This is a genomic window from Streptomyces sp. NPDC050287, assembly GCF_044459385.1.
In the GTDB taxonomy this organism is placed as follows: domain Bacteria; phylum Actinomycetota; class Actinomycetes; order Streptomycetales; family Streptomycetaceae; genus Streptomyces.
The window spans coordinates 727,154-744,671 of sequence record NZ_JBITIY010000005.1; the positions used below are offsets into that span (position 1 = coordinate 727,154).

At 70.1% G+C, this 17,518-nt stretch carries 15 protein-coding genes and 1 pseudogene; 8 read left to right on the forward strand and 8 right to left on the reverse strand.

Features of this window, described 5'->3' with window-relative positions; genetic code table 11:
• Nucleotides 1–34: 34 nt before the first annotated feature.
• Together rho and ACIBK3_RS21880 are read right to left on the reverse strand one after the other, a co-directional pair.
• Complete coding sequence (gene rho, locus ACIBK3_RS21875) at nucleotides 35–1,174, reverse strand: transcription termination factor Rho (protein ID WP_399367741.1); 1,140 nt, start codon at nucleotides 1,172–1,174, stop codon at nucleotides 35–37.
• Between the two features lie 307 nt (nucleotides 1,175–1,481).
• Nucleotides 1,482–1,844, reverse strand: a pseudogene (locus tag ACIBK3_RS21880) (IS110 family transposase); the annotation flags it as partial.
• Between the two features lie 146 nt (nucleotides 1,845–1,990).
• Between ACIBK3_RS21880 and ACIBK3_RS21885 the strand changes: the two are divergent.
• Complete coding sequence (locus tag ACIBK3_RS21885; protein ID WP_399367743.1) at nucleotides 1,991–5,299, forward strand: SpoIIE family protein phosphatase; 3,309 nt, start codon at nucleotides 1,991–1,993, stop codon at nucleotides 5,297–5,299.
• A gap of 28 nt (nucleotides 5,300–5,327) precedes the next feature.
• Here the strand turns inward: ACIBK3_RS21885 and ACIBK3_RS21890 are convergent, their stop codons facing one another.
• On the reverse strand, nucleotides 5,328–5,786 hold the full coding sequence (locus ACIBK3_RS21890) for a nuclear transport factor 2 family protein (protein WP_399367745.1): 459 nt from the start codon (nucleotides 5,784–5,786) through the stop codon (nucleotides 5,328–5,330).
• 148 nt (nucleotides 5,787–5,934) lie between these two features.
• On the opposite strand from ACIBK3_RS21890, the gene ACIBK3_RS21895 reads away from it, so the two are divergent.
• Nucleotides 5,935–6,660 (forward strand): methyltransferase domain-containing protein, encoded by a 726-nt coding sequence (locus tag ACIBK3_RS21895; RefSeq protein ID WP_399367747.1) that lies wholly within the window; start codon nucleotides 5,935–5,937, stop codon nucleotides 6,658–6,660.
• A 210-nt stretch (nucleotides 6,661–6,870) separates the two neighbouring features.
• A complete protein-coding gene (locus ACIBK3_RS21900; RefSeq protein ID WP_399367749.1) occupies nucleotides 6,871–7,923 on the forward strand; it encodes a LacI family DNA-binding transcriptional regulator in 1,053 nt (350 codons plus the stop codon).
• A 196-nt stretch (nucleotides 7,924–8,119) separates the two neighbouring features.
• On the opposite strand, the gene ACIBK3_RS21905 is transcribed toward ACIBK3_RS21900, so the two are convergent.
• The gene (locus ACIBK3_RS21905; RefSeq protein ID WP_399367751.1) at nucleotides 8,120–8,863 is read right to left on the reverse strand and encodes an MgtC/SapB family protein; all 744 of its coding nucleotides are present in this window, start codon (nucleotides 8,861–8,863) and stop codon (nucleotides 8,120–8,122) included.
• Nucleotides 8,864–9,296: 433 nt separating this feature from the next.
• Between ACIBK3_RS21905 and ACIBK3_RS21910 the strand changes: the two genes are divergently transcribed.
• The 5 genes from ACIBK3_RS21910 (at nucleotide 9,297) to ACIBK3_RS21930 (ending at nucleotide 13,800) form a co-directional block, all read left to right on the forward strand.
• Nucleotides 9,297–10,028: a carbohydrate ABC transporter permease gene (locus ACIBK3_RS21910; protein WP_399367753.1), complete on the forward strand. Its 732-nt coding sequence runs from the start codon at nucleotides 9,297–9,299 to the stop codon at nucleotides 10,026–10,028.
• A gap of 5 nt (nucleotides 10,029–10,033) precedes the next feature.
• On the forward strand, nucleotides 10,034–10,942 hold the full coding sequence (locus tag ACIBK3_RS21915; protein ID WP_399367755.1) for a carbohydrate ABC transporter permease: 909 nt from the start codon (nucleotides 10,034–10,036) through the stop codon (nucleotides 10,940–10,942).
• A gap of 43 nt (nucleotides 10,943–10,985) precedes the next feature.
• Nucleotides 10,986–12,359: an extracellular solute-binding protein gene (locus ACIBK3_RS21920; RefSeq protein WP_399367756.1), complete on the forward strand. Its 1,374-nt coding sequence runs from the start codon at nucleotides 10,986–10,988 to the stop codon at nucleotides 12,357–12,359.
• A 149-nt stretch (nucleotides 12,360–12,508) separates the two neighbouring features.
• On the forward strand, nucleotides 12,509–13,123 hold the full coding sequence (locus ACIBK3_RS21925; protein ID WP_399367758.1) for a hypothetical protein: 615 nt from the start codon (nucleotides 12,509–12,511) through the stop codon (nucleotides 13,121–13,123).
• On the forward strand, nucleotides 13,123–13,800 hold the full coding sequence (locus tag ACIBK3_RS21930; protein WP_399367760.1) for an HAD family hydrolase: 678 nt from the start codon (nucleotides 13,123–13,125) through the stop codon (nucleotides 13,798–13,800). Before ACIBK3_RS21925 ends, ACIBK3_RS21930 begins: the two co-directional genes overlap by 1 nt.
• A gap of 42 nt (nucleotides 13,801–13,842) precedes the next feature.
• On the opposite strand, the gene ACIBK3_RS21935 is transcribed toward ACIBK3_RS21930, so the two are convergent.
• The 4 genes from ACIBK3_RS21935 to ACIBK3_RS21950 all read right to left on the reverse strand — a co-directional run bounded on the left by ACIBK3_RS21935 (nucleotide 13,843) and on the right by ACIBK3_RS21950 (nucleotide 17,256).
• Nucleotides 13,843–14,811: an acetylxylan esterase gene (locus ACIBK3_RS21935; RefSeq protein WP_399367762.1), complete on the reverse strand. Its 969-nt coding sequence runs from the start codon at nucleotides 14,809–14,811 to the stop codon at nucleotides 13,843–13,845.
• Between the two features lie 250 nt (nucleotides 14,812–15,061).
• Nucleotides 15,062–15,643 (reverse strand): hypothetical protein, encoded by a 582-nt coding sequence (locus tag ACIBK3_RS21940; RefSeq protein ID WP_399367842.1) that lies wholly within the window; start codon nucleotides 15,641–15,643, stop codon nucleotides 15,062–15,064.
• 244 nt (nucleotides 15,644–15,887) lie between these two features.
• Entirely contained in the window at nucleotides 15,888–16,658 is a 771-nt protein-coding gene (locus ACIBK3_RS21945) for a ferredoxin reductase (protein ID WP_399367764.1), read from the reverse strand.
• Nucleotides 16,651–17,256 carry a sulfite oxidase-like oxidoreductase gene (locus ACIBK3_RS21950; RefSeq protein ID WP_399367766.1) on the reverse strand — a complete coding sequence of 202 codons (606 nt, stop codon included), beginning with the start codon at nucleotides 17,254–17,256 and terminating at the stop codon, nucleotides 16,651–16,653. Before ACIBK3_RS21950 ends, ACIBK3_RS21945 begins: the two co-directional genes overlap by 8 nt.
• Between the last annotated feature and the right edge of the window lie 262 nt (nucleotides 17,257–17,518).

The following is a 17,518-nucleotide window of genomic DNA, read 5'->3' on the forward strand; positions in this document are numbered from 1 at the left end:
CACGCCACGTGGTCCCGGCGGTACGGACGGGTCGTCAGCCGGTGGGCAGCGTCGGCTGGATCCGACGCAGGAAGGTCGCGTTGTCCGGCGTCTCGCGCATCCGCTCCAGCAGGGTCTCCAGGTTGGTCTGCCCGTCCCGGGTCTGCAGCACCCGGCGCAGCCCGAGCACGGCGGCCAACTCGGCTGCGGGCAGCAGGAGTTCCTCGCGGCGGGTGCCCGACGGGTTGATGTCGACCGCCGGGAAGACACGGCGGGAGGCGAGCTCACGGCTGAGGCGCAGTTCCATGTTGCCGGTGCTCTTGAGCTCCTCGAAGAAGAAGTCGTCGGCCCGGGAGCCGGTCTCCACCAGGGCGGTGGCGAGGATGGTCAGCGAACCGCCCTCCTCGGCCAGGCGGGCGGCGCCGAAGAACCGCTTGGGCCCGATCAGCGCGGTCGCGTCGACGCCGCCGCTGAGGGTGCGGCCACCGGCGGCGGCCGCGTTGTTGTGGGCCCGGCACAGCCGGGTGAGGGAGTCGAGGAGGATGACGACGTCCTCACCCGCCTCCACGAGCCGCTTTGCCCGCTCGATCACGAGCTCGGCGAGAGCGATGTGCTGCCTGGGCGCCTTGTCGAAGGTGGAGGCGTACACCTCGCCGCGCACGGAGCGCCGCATGTCGGTCACTTCCTCGGGACGCTCGTCGAGCAGCACGACCATCAGGCGAGCCTCGGGGTGGTTGCCGGCGACGGCGGCCGCGATCTGCTGGAGCAGGACGGTCTTTCCGGTCTTGGGCGGGGCCACGATCAGCCCGCGCTGCCCCTTGCCGACGGGAGCGATCAGGTCGGCGACCCGGCCGGTGAGCCCGGCCGCCGGGTGTTCGAGACGGATCCGCTCACGGGGGTGAAGCGGCGTCAGGTCGCGGAAGTGGCGACGGCCGCGCTGCTCCTCGGGGCTGCGCCCGTTGACGCGGGCGACCTCCGTGAGGGCCCGCTGGGTGCCGCGTACGCCGTCGACGAGGTCGCCCTTGCGCAGGCCGTGACGCCGGATCAGCTGGGGAGGGACCTGGAGGTCGGACGGTGAGGGCAGCAGGTCCAAGGGGCGCAGGTGCCCCTTCCCGTTCGCGTCGATGTCGAGGACGCCGGTGGCGACCCGGGCCGGGAGCTGCTGCACAGGGGGGTGTTCGAGTGTGGTGGTCATGAGGGGTGGTCCTTTCACGGACGGAACTGCATGAGACATGCGGAAGAAGGAAGGGGAGATGCCGCGAGGGGAGGCGGAGGAAGAACGCGCCTCGGCGGCGGGAACAGCACCTCGGGTAGGCCGGAAGAAGCCCTCGGAGAGGTGGTGCTTGGGAAGCCGACGTGCCGGCCGGTGCATCGGCGGGCGGTTCGGCTGTCTGAAGGGAACTGGCACCGGCGCCCGGAGAACGGGCGTACACAAGTGCCAGCCGCAATGTAGCACGGAACGCGCGGTCACGTCTGTGAGATGGGACTCACCGAATGCCGGGCAGGTGAGCGGCGGTGGGGAAGCCGGCGTCGTCGCCGACGGTGACCAGCAAGGTGGTGGCGGTCCTTACCCCCACCCATGACACTTCGAAAGGAGGTGGGCCTCCAGCAGCTTCCCGATCCGCGTTTCCGGGGCTCGTCGCTGTTCGTGGACGGCGCTGAGCGAGCGGGCCGGGGACGGGATCACGACATCGAGGGTGCCGGTTCCCGGCGCCATGACGGTCTGCTCGTCGAGCGCGTCGAAGGCGTCGCCGACAGTCGCCGGGCCATGGGTCGCTTGGCCATGCGTGGGCTTGGGGGGCGGATCACGTCAACCAGGTTGCGCGTCCGGCTTTGTGCAGGGCTGCCGGAGCTCCGTAGCGTTCCGGGGGATTCCTGGAGATGCGGCTCATGGAGTGCCGACCGTTGTGATGTGAGTCACAAAGGGTCTAGGGTGAAGGCGCTTGGAGGACTCCACCGGGCCGGGTGCCGAATCGCGGCACGCGACCTGGGCCGTCCCCGGGTGAGGGAAGTGATCCCGTTGGCCGTCGCCTGGGACGAGGTGGGCGGGCTCGTCGATGCCCACGAACGTCTTCCGGCGGGTGCGCTCGTCGATTCGGCGGTCCGGGACTCGGTGCTCGACTCCTGGAAACGGTGCAGGTCCGCCGGACTCCAGCCGCACCAGGTGCTGGTCCCCTACGCTCCCGACGTGACGCTGGAGGACCGGTTTCTGGGCGCCGCCGACCCCGTTCTGCGGGACCTGACCGCTTCGCTCGCCGACGTCGGCATGACGGTGGCGCTCTGCGACGGGCGGGGCCGTATGGTCCAGCGGCTCGGCGGTGACCGGCAGCTGCGCGACCGCCTCGACGCGGTGCGTTTCGCCCCCGGTTTCGACGCCTCCGAGCGGTTCGCGGGCACCAATGGCGTCGGTACCGCGCTGGCCGAGCGCAGCCCCGTCTACGTGGTCGGCCGCGAGCACTTCGCCGACTGCCTCAAGCCCTTCGCCTGCGCGGGCGCACCCGTCCGCGACCCCCTCAGCGGACGCATCGAGGCCATCCTCGACCTGACCTGTCTGCGCGACGACGGCGACCCGACGATGCTGCGGCTGGTCCGCGAGGCCGCCCGCGGCATCGAGGCGCGCCTGCTGGAACAGTCCACGCTACGGGAGCGCGCCCTTCTCGCCGCGTACCGGCGGGCGGGCCGTGATTCCGGCGGCCGGCCGCGGCAACCCGGCTTCATGGTGCCGCCCGGCGCAGGCGACGACGGCGACCTCGGCCGCATCGACCTCGCAGTCCTGCGCGAGAAGGCCGAGCAACTCCTCGCCTCCTCCCAGCGCACCCTCGACCAGGTCGTCCTCTCCGGCGGCCGCGTCGCCACGCTGCTGCGCCGCACGGTGAGGGGAGCGGCGGGCGAGACGGGCGTCGTCGTCGAGGCGAGAGTCCTGGGCAGTCCGCGACTGCGGCAGGCCGGTTCGACGACTGGCGGCATGCCGAGCGGCGGTGGCCTGTCCGCCGGGCGGGGGGTGCCGGCCTCGGTGATCGGGGAGGCGGCTGTGGTCGGGGCGGCAGGATCGCTGCCCGGGGGGACGGCTGTGGTCGGGGCGACTGGGGCTCTGTCCGGAGAGCAGGCTGTGGTCGGGGCGACTGGGGTTCTGTCCGGAGAGCAGGCTGTGGTCGGGACGGCCGGGCCGGGGCCGGCAGCCTCGGTGGCCGGGCAGGAGGGCGTGGGCGGGACGGCTGCGCCACGGGTAACGCCGCCTGCCACCACCCCTCCCTCCGCCGCTGTCCCTCCGGCCGCCTCTCCCTCGACCCGGCCCAGCACGACGCCCCCGCCCACCGCGTCGAAGACCGTCACCGCGTCGACCGGCGGTCTCCTGTCCGCCAGGCCGGCCCCCGCCCCGCCGACCCCGGCCCCCGCCCCGCCGACCCCGGCCCCCGCCCCGCCGACCCCGGCCCCCGCCCCTCCGACCCCGGCCCCCGCCCCGCCGACCCCGGCCCCCGCCCCTCCGACCCCGGCCTCGGCCTCGGCCTCGGTCATCGTGCCGCCCGTGACCATCCCACCCGCCGCCGCCTCGAACTCCACCCCCGACGCCGACTACGGCGACACCGACGGCCACCTCATCCTCGTAGGAGAACCAGGTGTCGGACGGCTTGCCGTGCTGGCCCGCAGGCGGCTGGAGTTGCTGCACGACGCCGGGGCCCGGATCGGCACCACCCTGGACGTGACGCGCACCGCCGAGGAACTGGCCGAGGTGACCGTCCCCTGGTTCGCGGACTTCACGGCAGTCGACCTGCCCGACTCCGTGCTGCACGGCGACGAGCCCGAACCGCTCGGCTCGGACACTTCGCTGCGCCGGGTCGCCCTGGGCTGCGTCCACGAGGTGCCGTACCTATACGCCGTCGGTGACTCCGTGCGCTACGTCCCGACCACCCCGCAGGCCCGCAGCATGGAGGGCAGGCGGTCCGTCCTCGAGCCCGTCCTCGTGGAGGCCGACGGCTGGCTCGCCCAGGACCCGCAACGCACCGAACGCGTCCTGGCGGCCGGGATCCACTCGCTGATCACAGTGCCGCTGAGGGCGCGCGGTACGACCCTCGGCGTGGTCAGCTTCTACCGCTCCGAGAAGCCCGCGCCCTTCGAGGAGGACGACCTCTCGCTGGCCCAGGAACTGGCCGGCCGTGCCGCCATCAGCATCGACAACGCCCGCCGCTGGACTCGCGAGCACAACACCGCCCTCGCCCTCCAACGCAGCCTGCTGCCCCGGGGGCGGCCCGAACAGAGTGCCGTCGACGTCGCCTACCGCTACCTGCCCGCACAGGCCGGCGTCGGCGGTGACTGGTTCGACGTCATCCCGTTGTCCGGCGCCCGGGTCGCGCTGGTCGTCGGCGATGTCGTCGGCCACGGACTGCACGCCGCCGCCACCATGGGCCGGCTGCGCACCGCCGTCCACAACTTCTGCTCCCTGGACCTGGCCCCCGACGACCTGCTCATCCACCTCGACGACCTGGTCGGACGACTCGACCGGGGTGAGGGCTGGGCGGTGGACAACGCCCAGGCGGACTCCGGGATCGTGGGAGCCACCTGCCTGTACGCCGTCTACGATCCGGTGTCCCGGCTCTGCACCCTCACCCGCGCCGGGCACCCCCTGCCCGCGGTCGTCGCACCCGACGGCAGCGTGGAGTTCGTCGATCTGCCCGCGGCGGCCCCGCTCGGACTCGGCGGCATGCCCTTCGAGACCGTCGAGCTGGAGCTGGCCGAGGGCAGCTCCCTCGTTCTCTACACCGACGGACTGATCGAGGACCGGCACCGGGACATCGACTCCGGCATCGACCGGCTGCGTACCGTCCTGGCGCAGGCCGACCGGGCGCCGGAGGACACCTGCGAGGCCGTCCTCGACGCCCTGCTGCCGGCCCGCCCGAACGACGACGTGGCCCTCCTCGTCGCCCGCACACACACCCTGGGCCCCGAACGGGTCGCCCAGTGGGAGCTGCCCAGCGACCCGGCGGTCGTCTCCCGGTCCCGCGCGGCGGTCACCGGCCAACTCGCCGCCTGGGATCTGGACGACCTGGCCTTCACCACCGAACTCGTCGCGAGCGAACTGGTCACCAACGCGATCCGGCACGCCACCGGCCCGGTCCAGCTCCGGCTCCTCCGCGACCGTGCCCTGATCTGCGAGGTCTCCGACGGAAGCAGCACCTCACCTCGACTGCGGTACGCCCGCACCGAGGACGAGGGCGGTCGTGGCCTCTTCCTGGTCGCCCAGCTCACCGACCGCTGGGGCACCCGCTACACCCCGGACGGCAAGATCATCTGGACCGAGCAGCCCCTGCCGTCCCCCTCATGACGCGTGGAGGGCGTTGGCCCTCGCGGTCTCACTTGAACCGCGCCTCGGCCCCCGCCTCGCCTCCCGACGCCACCTTCGCCTCCGCCACCTTCGCCTCCTTCGCCTCGGCCTCCTTCGCGATCTGCTCGAACTGCGCCCCCATCGCCGCCGCCAGGGCCTGCGTGCCCGACAGCGGACGCACCATGACCGTGAACTCGTCGATCAGACCGTCCTCGTCGAGGTGGATGAAGTCGCAGCCGTCGATCTGTCGCTCACCCACCCTGGCCGTGAAGACCAGCGCGTGGTCACGCCCGTCCGCGCCGCTCAGCTCACGCACGTAGCGGAAGTCCTCGAAGACCCGTATGACGGCGCGCAGGATCGCCGCGGTGATGGCCTTCCCGGCGTACGGCTCGAACACGACCGGACTCGTGAAGACCACGTCCTCGGCCAGTAGCGCCTCGACGGCATCGAGGTCACGTGCCTCGACCGCCTCGCGGAATGCGCGCATCGGGTCCTCCACAGTCACTGGTCACTTGATGGAACAGACGTGGAGCAGAGTAATCACCCTCCTGTTCCACACCCCAGCAGCTGTACCGGGAGCGCCTGACGTCGGCGCGGGACAACCTCGGCAGGCGGACTCCCCTAAGCTGTCGCTGATGTTCAGCCCCGAAGGCCCCAGCCTCCGTGAGCTCGCCGTGCAGGCGCTGTCCTCCGTCGAGCGCGGCTACGACCTGCTCGCCCCGAAGTTCGACCACACGCCTTTCCGTACTCCTGAGTCGGTGCTCGACGCCGTCGCCTCGGCGCTGCGCCGCACCGGCCCCTTCGACACCGGCCTCGACCTGTGCTGCGGCACCGGCGCCGGGGTGGACGTGCTCGCGCGGGTGTGCCGGCACAGCGTGACCGGGGCCGACTTCAGCGCCGGCATGCTCGCGGTGGCCCGGGAGCGTGTACGTCCCGACGGTCCGCGTGTCTCCTGGGTGCGCGCGGACGTCCGGGCCCTGCCGTTCGGGCCCGCCTTCGACCTGGTCGTGAGCTTCGGGGCGTTCGGGCACTTCCTGCCACGCGAACTGCCGGGCCTGTTCGCCCAGGTCCACTCGGTGCTGCGGCCGGGCGGCTGCTTCGCCTTCCCCGTCGTAGCCCCGCCGCGCCTCGCGTCCCGCGCCTACTGGATGCTGCTGGCCTTCGACGCGGTGATGCGGGTGCGCAACGCCGTGTGGCGGCCCCCGTTCGTCATGTACTACCGGGCCTTCAGGATGGGTGATGTCCGCAGGGAGCTGGAGCGTGCCGGGTTCGGTGTCGAGCTGCAGGCGCTGCCCGAGTTCGGGCGCCGATACGACGGCAGTCCACGGGTCCGGACGGTCGTGGCGCGTCGGCTGCGGTAGCCGGCCCGGTGGGCCGTGAAGCGGCGAACAGGACCGGTGTCCTCGGCCCGTTTCACCCTCGAGAGGCACCTTTCAGCCGATCACTGAGCTCCTGTCGCCGCCCAGGTCAGTCACTGGGGCCGACGGTTATAGTCATGGCAGGGAACGTTCCCGGAAGGCTCCCGGACAGCAGTTAGCCGGGGGAAGCCGGCGGAAGCCGACGACCGAAGCGTGGACAAGCGTGGACAGGGGTTGGAACGGATGGCGAGGGCCCGTGGCAAGGCTCCTACGATTTTGGACATCGCCGCGGAGGCGGGCGTCTCCAAGTCCGCCGTGTCACGTGCTCTGTCGGGTCAGGGTGAGGTCAGTGCGGAAGCGCGGGAGCGGATCGAGCGCGCCGCGCGAGAACTCGGGTACGTGGCCAATGCCATGGCGAGGGGGCTTGTCAGCTCGCGCACGAAGACGGTCGGAGTCCTGCTCCGGGACGTGACGCGGCCGTTCTATGCCTGGCTGCAGGTCGCGATGCAGCGCGCGGCCGAGCAACGGGGCTATCAGATCGTCACCGTCACGAGCGCGGGCGACCTGGAGGTCGCCGACGCTTTGCAGTCGCTGAAGAATCTCGTGTCCCTGCAGGTGGACGGTCTCGTCGTGTCATCGGCCCGGCTGCCCTCGGAGAAGATCGTCCCTTTCATCGACCGCGTTCCCATCGTGGTGGCGGGGCGCCGCGAGACATCCAGGGGCATCACCAGTGTGTTCTGCGATGACGCCGACGGCGGTAACGTGCTGGCGGATCACCTGCTGCAACTCGGGCACCAGCACATCGCGGTCGTTCTGGTCGAGCAGTCGTATTCCTTGAGCCAGTACGCCCGGGGCGTTGCGATGATCGGCCGCATCCGAGCGGCGGGACGAACGCCCGTGGTGTGGGAGGCCGCCTCGGACAGGGAAGCGGCCCGAGTGATCGCCTCTGAGCTCGACGGTGCCGGAGTGACGGCCATCATGTGCCCCACGGACGCGGCGGCGGTCGACGTCCTGGAGCTTCTGCGGCAGCGGGGTGAAGCGGCCCCCGAGGATTTCGCCGTGACCGGTTACGACGGATTCGGCCCCCTGTCCACTCCCTATCTGGGCCTGACGACATTCCGTCAGCCGGTGGAGGAAATCGGCAGGACCTCGATCGATCTTCTGCTCGACCGCATCGAGGGAAAGACGGATCAGGACCGGCTGGTCGAACTCAGAGGCAGTCTGGTCGAGGGCAGGACGGCGGCGGAGGTTCTGCCAAACGTCTGACCACGTCAGCCTGTACGTCTGACCACGTCAGCCTGTTGTCAGCTGTCAGCTGTCAGCTGTCAGCTGTCAGCTGTCAGCCATAGCCCATCAGCCCTCAGTCGCCAGGTGTCCGTCATCAGCGCCGGCTGTCAGGTGTCGGTCATCGGCTTCGCCGTCAGCCGTCAGCCGTCAGCCGTCAGTCGTCAGTCGTCAGCAGTCAGTCGTCGGTTTCGGCCGGCCACCACCGGCTGGACGTCACCTTGGGATCCAGGCCGATCCGCTGGACCGCGGTTTCCAGCCCGGCCGTGTCGCCGGCGTGGTGCGCTGACACGCCGGCCAGCACCGTCGTCCGCGCACTTTTGCCGGGACGGATGTCGAGCGACCGGAGGACATACTCGGGCCGATCGACCGCCTGCAGAACCAGCGCTCTGACCCGCGGCTCGCTCTTGTCCGTGGTGACGACCTCGAGCAGGAAATCGGTCGGGGCGTCGTCTTCCTCCACTTCGTCCGAGTGATAACCGCCGCGCCGCTGGAGCCTGTTGACGAATCTGCTCAGCGGCCGCAGCAGCGTGTTGGTCGCGATGATCGCCAGGCAGCCGATGAGCGCCATGATCTCCATCCCGGCTCCGGCGAGGGAGCCGATCGCGGCGGCGCACCAGAGCGTCGCGGCCGTGGTCAGTCCTCTGATGTCGAACCCGTCTCGCAGAATCACCCCCGCGCCCAGGAATCCGATCCCGGACACGACCTGCGCCGCCACGCGCGTGGGGTCGGCGCCGGCGTCCTGGCCGAGTCCGACGGCTCCCATGACGACGAAGAGACAGGCGCCCACGGAGACCAGGGCGTTGGTGCGGATGCCGGCGGTGCGCAGACGCCACTGGCGTTCCAGACCTATCGCCGCGCCCAGCGCGATCGCGACGAAGATCCTGAACGAGAGTCCGAGCAGAGTGCCGGGGTCGCTCACGTGGCGGTCCTTCCGTGATGGGTTCACCAGGCTTCCCAGCACACCGGCGGACCGGGAACGTTCCCGGCGATGCACGCTACGCCGGTCGTCTCCTACGGGCAAGGAATCCGGTTACGCATCCGGATTTTTGTGGCAACCTGCCGTTCTTCTGTGCGTTGCTTGATCCGCCTCTTCCGCCCCTGGTACTTTCACGCCATTGCCAGCCCGGGAACGTTCCCGTACGTTGCCGACATGGCGAGTGGCAGGCAAAGGAGGAGATATGCGCACAACCGCGTCGTCGCGTCCGGCGCTCAAGTGGCGCGGGACCGGCGTCGGCCCGTGGCTGATAGTGCCCGGGCTCGCCCTCTTGGTGGTCTTCGTCTTCAGACCCCTCGTACGGACCCTGCAGCTCAGCACCTACGCCAGCGACCTCATCGGGAATCCGACGCGGTTCGTGGGCCTGGACAACTATGTGTCCCTGCTGACGGACTCCGATTTCCTCCACACGGTCACGATCTCGATCGTCATCGCCCTGCTGGGCATGGTCCTGGCCACGGTCGGCGCGCTGTGCGCGGCGCTTCTGCTGCGCCGACGGCTCCTGGGCGGCGGGATCTTCAACGTGATCTTCTCTCTTCCGTTCGCGTATTCCGCCGCTTCCGCATCCGCTGTGTTCGCGGGCCTGTTCGCCCCCTCGGTCGGAGTGCTGAACGTCATTCTCGGCGATTTCGGTGTGGGGGGCCCACATTGGCTGTCTGACCCGTTCACAGCGGTATGGGCGATCGCCATCGCGACCGCGTGGTACGAGTTCGGATTCGCCTTTCTGGTACTCACCGCGGCCGTGCGGGACGTTCCGCCGGAAGTCGTCGAAGCAGCTCAACTGGACGGCGCCGGCGGCTTCCGTCTCGCGGCTCGCATTCTCGTGCCGGTCATGCGCCCGAGCATTCTGTTCCTGGTGGTGACACAGACCATCGCGGGCCTTCAGTCCTTCGCTCAGATCCAGGTCCTGACCAGGGGCGGCCCCGCCGGGGCGACCACCACCCTCGTGTACCGCCTCTATCAGTCGGCCTTCGGGAACGGAACACCGGACTTCGGCCGCGCATCGGTCATCGCGATCGTTCTCATCCTCATTGTCACCGCGATCACGGCGCTGCAGTTCCGGCTGTTCGGACGGGAGAAGACAGCGTGATCTCCATGGACATCAGGCCGGCTCCGACGCGTGCCGGTGCGGGCAAGCCGACGCGTCCTGGCCATGGCCTGCGCCGCAGGCCTGGCGGTGCCGTGCGGTTTCCGGGCATCGGGACGATCACCAGATTCCTTGTCGTCCTGTTCCTCGCGGCCATCGTCTTTCTGCCCGTCTATGTCTCCTTCCTGAGCGCCTTCACCCCGAACGGAGAAATAGCACGCAACGGGATCGTCCCGAATCCCGCCCATGGGACGCTCGCCAACTTCCGCGACGCGGCAACCGCCATCCCGTTGCTGCGCGAATACGTGGTCAGCATCGGCGTCGTCACACTGCAGACAGCCGGACAGTTGCTGACCGGTGCGCTGGCCGCGTACGCCCTGGTCTTCCCCCGCTGGCGCGGCCGCCGGATCGCTTTCGGTCTCGTCCTGGTCACGCTGGCGATCCCCGGCGAGACCATCGTCATCCCCAACTACGAGCTCGTCGGCTCCATCGGTCTGCGCAACACGATCCTCGGGGTCGTGATCCCGTACCTGGCCGCGGGCTACCCGATCTTCCTGCTCCGGCAGGCCTTCGCGGCCGTCCCCGTCGAAATCTGGGAAGCGGCCAGGCTGGACGGTGCCGGCGACATCCGGGCACTGTTCACGATCATCATGCCGACCTGCAGGCCCCAGGTCACCAACGCCATCATCTGGAGCGCCCTGGCCGCCTGGAACGGCTTTTTCTGGCCCTTGCTGATCACCGACACGGCCGCCGCCCGGACCATCCAGGTGGGAATCTCCCAGCTCGCCGCCTCTGAAGCGGGCAGCCCGTCCGTGATCTTCGCTGGGGCCGTTCTGGTGGTCGTCCCGACCATGCTCCTCGTCGTCTTCGCGCAACGCTTCCTCATCAACGGCCTGACCCGCGGAGTCCTCCGTTAGGCCGTGCCCACCTGCTCCGCCCGCATCCATCCAAGGAACCCTCATGAAGAACAGAGTCCTGACCACGGCAACAGTGGTAGCGGTCATGGCAGGCGCGGCGGCCTGCAGCTCCACCTCGAGCGGCAGCAGCGGTGCGTCCGCGCCCGACCCGTCCGCACTGAAGAACGCCAAGGGCGTCACCCAGATCACCATCTGGCACGGTCTCGGGGCCGCGAACGGTGTCGCGTTCGGCAAGCTGATCGACGAGTTCAACACCGCCAACACGGGCAAGATCCACGTCAAGGCCACCTATCAGGGCGCCTACCCCGACCTGCTGGCCAAATACACGGCGGGGCTGCGCAGCAAGTCCACACCGACGGTCCTCCTCGCCGGCGACATCGCCACCGGATTCATGACCGACGTGAAGAAGAGCATCGCGGCTCAGGACATGGCGAAGGCGAACCCCGGTGATCTGAAGCTGAACGAGCTCTCGCCCGCCGGCCGGAACTACTACACGGTCGACGGCAAACTCCAGGCCGTGCCCATGAACATGTCCACGCCGGTGCTCTGGGTCAACTGGGACCTGCTGAAGAAGGCCGGCATCTCCAAGGGCACAGATTTGGGCACGCTGGACTCCGTCGTGGCCGCCGCGAAGACCGTAGCCGAGAAGACCGGGCAGAAGGGCTTCACGATGCCCGACGACGACTGGTACGTCGAGCAGCTCACGTCGACCGCCGGCCAGGACTTCTGCACTCCCGACAACGGCCGCAAGGGCGCGGCAGCCACGGGCATCACCATCAACACAGGTGCCGCGAAGTCGGCCATCACCAAGGTCGCGGACCTCTACCGCACGGGTGTGGCGGTGGACGGGGCTCCCGACGGCTCCGCTTCCATCTCCGCGTTCCAGGCAGGCAAGGTCGGCCTCCTGCTGCAGAGCTCGGGCCTGCTCGGAGTCCTCAAGACGGGTACGCCCTTCAGCTATCAGGCCCTGCCGGTCCCCACCTCCGGACCGAAGAGCACCTCGGGGGGCATCATCGGCGGTTCGGCCCTCTGGCTCAGCAGCACCGCCACGCAGGCGCAGCAGGTGGCGGGCTGGAAGCTCGAAACCTTCCTCACCTCTCCTGCCGCCCAGGAGGAGTTCAGCCACGCGACCGGATACGTCCCGATCAACACCGAGACCGACTCGTCCGCGACACAGCAGGCCTACCTCAAGGCGAACCCGAACTTCCAGACCTTCACCAGCCAGGTCAAGAACACGCCGACCGTGTCGGCCACGGCAGGCTGCGTGACCGGTGCGATGACCGCGATCCGCACCGGAAACATCAACCAGCTCCAGGCCGCCTTCTCGGGTTCGAAGCCGGTCGGCGCGGCACTCGACCAGGCCGCGGCCGACGCGAAGAGGGCGATCAAGACGTACCAGGAACAAGTCGGCCAGTAGCGGTCCGATCTGCCTCACGCCGACTCCCAGCAGAACAGAACACGGGCAAGGCAGAACAGGAGCAAGACAGAACACCGAGCGGAACAGAACCCAGGCTGATCAGAACACCGAGCAGATCAGAACACCGAGCAGATCAGAAAGAGATGGCCTTGACCGACATCCGTTATGGCATCTTCCTCCGCCCCGATCCGGCGACCTGCTGGACCGTCACCCAGGTGACGCTCGCCCTGAACAAGCAGTTCGGCCTCGTGTCGGCGGGAGCGTTCCCGCCGCACGCCACCCTCATCGGGAACCTGTGCACCCGCGCCACCGAGGCCGAGCTCATCTCCGCGCTCGATCCGGTCTTCGAGAACGTCGGCCCGTTCCCCGTCTACAACAGCGGTATCTCCCGCACAGGATCGGACACTTACGAGTACGGCATCAATCTCGACGCGTCCGGGACCCGGCCGAACGAACCGCTCGGCCGGGTCGCCGCAGCGGTCGCAAAGGCGGTCGCCCCGCTCTCGGTCCCCGTCGACGACTACCTGGTGACGCCGGTGGCCGACTACTCGTTCGCCGCGCACCTCGGCCTGGCAGCGCATGACCTGTTGGTCGACGACCGTCTCACCGACGAGGTGGGGGAGTTCCTGGCAGGCCTTCCCCTCCAGGCGCCCGCCTCCTTCGTCGCCCGGTGGTACTCGCTGTTCGAGTTCCGCGCCGACTGGAGCGGCCGCTGGTGGCAGAACATGTCGTGGCGCCATCTCCATTCGTGGGACGTGACCTGATGCCCCCGACCCCACCCACCCCCTCGCCCGGCGCGGACACAGGGCCGCAGTCCGGCCCCGGGGCCAACACCGCCCCCCGCATCGTCATCTTCGATCTCGGTGAAGTGCTCGCCACCCCGCCAGACCTGTACTCGTCCCTCGCGGCGTGTCTGTCCCGACAACCCGACGCCGTGGAAGCCGCCTACTGGGACCACCGGGACGCATACGACCGCGGCGGTACGGCTCAGGCCTTCTGGGGCGCGGTCCTCGCCGACCTCGGCCTCCCCGCGGTGCCCGGCACCGTCAGCGAGCTGACCCGCATCGACACCGAGGCATGGACGACCATCCGCCCGGACGCCGTTTCCCTCCTCGAGGCCCTGTCGGAGAGGGACGTCCGCGTGGGCATCCTGTCCAACGCGACACTCGAGATGGCCACGGTCGCCCGCACAACGACATGGGCGAAGTACGTCACCGAGTGGTTCTTCTCCTCCGAGCTTCAGCTGGCCAAACCCGAGCCCGCGCTCTACCGCCACGTGACCGACGAGCTGGGGCTTCCCGCTGGAACCATCGTGTTCGTCGACGACCGCCGGGTGAACGTCAAAGCCGCGCTCGACGCAGGCTGGAACGCTCATCTGTGGACCTCCGGCGCAGACACCGCAACGCTCCTGAAGGGCCTGGGGCTTCTCGCAGCCGAGTAACCGCCCCGTTCGCTCTCCACCCCCGCCGAAAGGCACACGCCCTCAGGCGTACGACCGCAGCCAGCGCACCTTGGCCGCCTCCTGGTAAGGGCCGCCGCCCTCATGGTCGTTGAAGTCGTACACCTCGATCGCCTTCTCCTCGTGCGCCCAGGCGTTGAAGGCGGCGAACACGGTGGAGGGCGGGCAGGTCTGGTCCTCCAGGGCGGCCGAGAACAGCGCGGGAGCGCGGCCACGGGTCGCGAAGTGCACGCCGTCGAAGTAGGAGAGGGTGCGCAGGGCCTCCGCGGTGTGGCCGCGGTGCGTCTTGAGGTAGAGGCCGATCTCCCGGTAGGGGTGACGGTCCGTCGTTGTCGTCGCGCGCGGGTAGTCGCACAGGAACGGCACGTCCGGCGCGACCGCCGCCAGGTCCGGGACCAGTCCGCCCACCGCGATCGAGATGCCGCCGCCCTGGCTGCCGCCGAGGACCACCGTGCGGGCGGGGTCGGCCAGCGGGTGCGAGCGGGCCGCCTCCACGGCCCGTACCCCGTCCGTGAAGACGCGCCGGTAGTAGTAGTTCTCGGGGGCGTCGATGCCCCGCGTCATGAAACCGGGGTACGCGGGCGCACCGCCGACCGGGTCCGCGGTGCCGCCACCGCCGCCCCAGCCGCTGCCCTGGCCCCGGGTGTCCATGACGAAGTGCGCCCGGCCCGTCGACGCCCACAGCAGATGCTCGTGCGGCAGCCCGCGCCCGCCGCCGTACCCGACGAACTCCACCACCACCGGTACCGGTGCGGACACCTCGGCCGGGAGGACGAACCAGCCCTTCACCGGGTGCCCGCCGAACCCGGCGAACGTCACGTCGTACACCTTCACCGTCGTCAGGCCGGTGTCGACGAGTTCGAAGCGGGCGTCCAGGTCGTGCTCGCGGGCCTCTCCGAGCGTCTTTGACCAGAACGCGTCGAAGTCCTCGGGCTCGGTCGACGCGCTGCGGTACTCCCGGAGCTCGTCGAGCGGAAGGTCGAACAGGGCCATGTGGGACCGCCTTTGTGACAGGGTGAGTGCGGATGATCACACCGTACGTGGGTGCTCGGACGTCTCGCCAGGCCTCCGCCTCGGTCACGTTCCGAAGGAACGCCTGCGGACACACGCGGGCATCACGGCGGATACAGCCGCGCGCGGCGGATGCCGCCAGGGGCGTGAACAGGCCGCCGTACACGAGGTGCGTGACGCGGACGTCTGCACGGGGGCGGAGACCGGCCCCGGTAAGACGCCTCGTCGGCGGTCACGCCCTGCGGCGGGTCCACTGAGGTTCGGTGAGGGCCCAGTCGCGTTCCCACTCGGCCATCCTGCGGTGGGTGGCCCGGCCGCGGACGACGGAGTGGGCGAGCAGGACGACGGCGACCGTGCCGCCGGTGGCGCAGGCGCCGGTGGTGACCGCGTGCTGCCAGATGGCGGTCGCGTCCGGCGGCGGGGCCACGCTCCGGCCGCGGGAATCGAACCACACCGCGACCGTGTCGCCCCGCTGCGTGCCCGCCGGGACGCGCGCCGTCGCGGTCCGCGGCCCGCTGCCGGGCTCGGACCAGCGCACGGCCACCGTGTACACGCGTTCCCGTCCGCCCACCGAGGGCAGCGAGTCGGGAATTCTGCCGACGACCTCCGCGCGCACCCGGTGACGTTCGGCGTGCTGCTCCAGCGCGACCGCGCGGGCCTCGTGGTGGGCCCACCAGCCGGCGATCGCCCCGGCCAGGGGTGCGCCCACGAACAACAGCAACGCGACGGTCAGTACCGTCCACGCCTCGACGACGTCCGACCGGCGCCGCAACGGATTGCGCCGCCAACGCCAGCCGCGCACCCGGGTTCGCATGTCGACCTCCGCACCGCGCACACCTGCGAGTGCCCACACGTTTCTTGTACCCCTTCACCGGCGACGTGCACCCACTCCCCGCTCACGGGTCCGGGGCCGTCGGTCCGGAGTGCCCAGCCGGGGTACGGCGAAACGCCGGGCGGCACAGGACGCGGGGAATCGGCCGGGAGGACGTCCGTCCGGCCTCCGGTCGTCAGCCGAAGCATTCGGTCAGCCGAAATGCTCGGTCAGCCGGAGCCTTCGGTCAGCCGAAGCGTTCGATCCGGATTCGGTCCACGGGCTGACCGCCCGCGACCAGCAGCCGTGAGGCGTGTTCGGCGAAGGTATTGGAGCCGCACACATAGGCCTCCCACCCACCAGGAGGCTGCTCGGCCAGGAGTGGCGCCACATGTGCGGCCGCCATACGTCCCACCGGCACACCCTCCGGCGCACTCCGCGTGAACACCGGCGTCGTCTCCGCGCCCAACTCCCGCGCGTAGATCAGCTCCTCGGGACTGCGCGCCGACACCAGCATCCGCAGCGGGACGGACAGCCCGCGCGCCCGGTGGTGCCGCACCATCGACATGAGGGGTACGACCCCGGAGCCGGCCCCGATCAGCAGCGCGGGCCGGTCGCCGGGCCAGGCGAAGAAGCCACTCAGCGGGCCGCGCACCTCGACCTCGTCCCCCGGCTCGGCCACCGAGTGGAACCAGCCGGAGACCTCACCGCCCTCGACATGGTCGAGGGTGAGCTCGATATGGTCCGAGTCGTCGGGCGCGGACGCGATCGAGTAGTGGCGCTGGGCCGCGTAGCCGTCCTCGGCGGTCAGCCGCAGCATCAGGTGCTGCCCGGGCAGATGTCCCGCCCACGCGGGTACCGCGAACCGGAACGTTGAGGCACGCGGCGTCTCGCGGCGGATCTCGGTGAGCGTGGCGGTCTGCCACAGCCCGGCGGTCCGGTTGCTGACCGCGATCCGTCCGGGCACGGCGAACCGGGTCGGGGGAGTGAAGGCGGGCGGAGTCGAGGTCTCAGTCACCGGCGTACCGCTGCTCCTCCCACGGGTTGCCCCGCGCGTGATAACCGTTCTGCTCCCAGAAACCCGGCTCGTCGTGGTCGAGGAGACGCAGGCCCGCGATCCACTTGGCGCTCTTCCAGAAGTACAGGTGCGGCACCAGCAGCCGTGCCGGCCCGCCGTGCTCGGAGGGCAGCGGCTTGCCGTCGTACTCCCAGGCGACCCACGCCCGCCCGCCGACCAGGTCCGCGAGCGGGAGGTTCGTGGTGTAGCCGGTGTGCGAGTAGGCGACGGCATGGGTGGCGGTCCCATGTGGCCGCACCACATCGAGGAACGCGTCCAGGGACACACCGCCGAACCGCACGCCGAACTTCGACCAGCTCGTCACGCAGTGGATGGCGCCCTCGTAGGCGGACGCGGGCAGTGTGTGCGCCTCGTCCCAGGTCCAGGTGCGCGGCTGCTCCACCAGCCCGTCGATGCGGAACGTCCAGTCGGCGGGCGCCAGTTCGGGAGTGACCTCGGCGGACAGGACGGGCCAGTCGTCGCCGGCGTCGTACTGACCGGGCGGCAGCCCTGGGTTGTGGACACGGGCGCGTCCGGTGAAGCCTCGGGAGACGTTCATGCGGTTCCAGCGTGACTACGGGGATGATTTCTTACGCCGTCAACCGTACGTGCCTGTCAGGCATGTCCTGACCCCTGGCCCCCCACGCGATCACGAAGGCCGATCCCGAAGGCCGATCACGAAGGCACCCCGTGAAGGCAGATCGTGAAGGCCGTATGAACTCTCCCGCGTCCCGGGAATAGCCGAGCGCCGGTCCTCCTTGCCGACTGGTGCCGCATCCGGTGGCGCGTACAGGCATCCTGGGGCCGTGACCGCCTCCGGT

Coding starts and splice junctions, on each gene's coding strand:
- rho (WP_399367741.1), bottom strand. CDS start 1,174: ATGACCACCACACTCGAACACCCCCCTGTGCAGCAGCTCCCGGCCCGG.
- ACIBK3_RS21890 (WP_399367745.1), bottom strand. CDS start 5,786: ATGCGCGCATTCCGCGAGGCGGTCGAGGCACGTGACCTCGATGCCGTC.
- ACIBK3_RS21895 (WP_399367747.1), top strand. CDS start 5,935: ATGTTCAGCCCCGAAGGCCCCAGCCTCCGTGAGCTCGCCGTGCAGGCG.
- ACIBK3_RS21915 (WP_399367755.1), top strand. CDS start 10,034: ATGGACATCAGGCCGGCTCCGACGCGTGCCGGTGCGGGCAAGCCGACG.
- ACIBK3_RS21920 (WP_399367756.1), top strand. CDS start 10,986: ATGAAGAACAGAGTCCTGACCACGGCAACAGTGGTAGCGGTCATGGCA.
- ACIBK3_RS21930 (WP_399367760.1), top strand. CDS start 13,123: ATGCCCCCGACCCCACCCACCCCCTCGCCCGGCGCGGACACAGGGCCG.
- ACIBK3_RS21935 (WP_399367762.1), bottom strand. CDS start 14,811: ATGGCCCTGTTCGACCTTCCGCTCGACGAGCTCCGGGAGTACCGCAGC.
- ACIBK3_RS21940 (WP_399367842.1), bottom strand. CDS start 15,643: ATGCGAACCCGGGTGCGCGGCTGGCGTTGGCGGCGCAATCCGTTGCGG.
- ACIBK3_RS21950 (WP_399367766.1), bottom strand. CDS start 17,256: ATGAACGTCTCCCGAGGCTTCACCGGACGCGCCCGTGTCCACAACCCA.